The organism is Algibacter sp. L4_22 (assembly GCF_023473045.1).
In the GTDB taxonomy this organism is placed as follows: Bacteria; Bacteroidota; Bacteroidia; order Flavobacteriales; family Flavobacteriaceae; genus Algibacter.
In genome coordinates this window covers 1-643 of sequence record NZ_JAMCOK010000074.1, presented here as the reverse complement: position 1 = coordinate 643, position 643 = coordinate 1, and the positions used below count along the sequence as shown (strand labels likewise).

1 protein-coding gene is annotated in these 643 nt (G+C 27.1%); it reads right to left on the bottom strand.

The genetic code is table 11. From position 1 onward, the window contains the following. Positions 1-161 precede the first annotated feature (161 nt). Positions 162-611: a hypothetical protein gene (locus M4I23_RS19630; RefSeq protein ID WP_249755548.1), complete on the bottom strand. Its 450-nt coding sequence runs from the start codon at positions 609-611 to the stop codon at positions 162-164. Positions 612-643 lie beyond the last annotated feature (32 nt).

Genomic DNA, 643 nt, shown 5'->3' with positions numbered 1-643 from the left:
AACGTTTATGTATATGGAAAGTTGCGTGTTTGTGTGCGAGGATTTTCCGAAGGAAAATCAGAAGCTAGCAAACAAAGCAACTAACATTGGTTAAGCTAAAAACAGCAATTTTTTATATACTGTGTTGTAAGCAGGCTTTTTGTAAATCAAACATATTATATTCATTTTTCTGCGTATATTTTGTCAATTCTATCTTTAATAATGTCATTGAAATTGTTCTTTTTTACGTTTGATTGTCCCAATCCCCAAATCTCACTTTCAGCTTTTATAAGTGTCTTTATCGTTTCATCATTAATTACTCTTTCGAAAGATATTTCTTTAGCGATTTTTGAATAAATTCCAAAATTTAGCATTGAAGATTTAGTAACCTTAAATCTAGCGTCATTTCCTAACTCATTTTCTTTTTCATTAAAGGATATTCCTTTTTTATGAGTATCAATTTTTGTTGTTGAACCATTAATATTTTTTTCATTTAATTTATTTTGAGTTTCAATATTTGTATGAGCTTTGAAATAAGTAAAAGGACTAAAGAAAAGGAATAATATAATTCCTATAAAAATCAAAAATCCTTTGCGTTTTTTTAAAATCATAAGTTGGTTATTTAAATTCATTGTTTTAGGTTTCGGTTAGCTTGCTTACAACG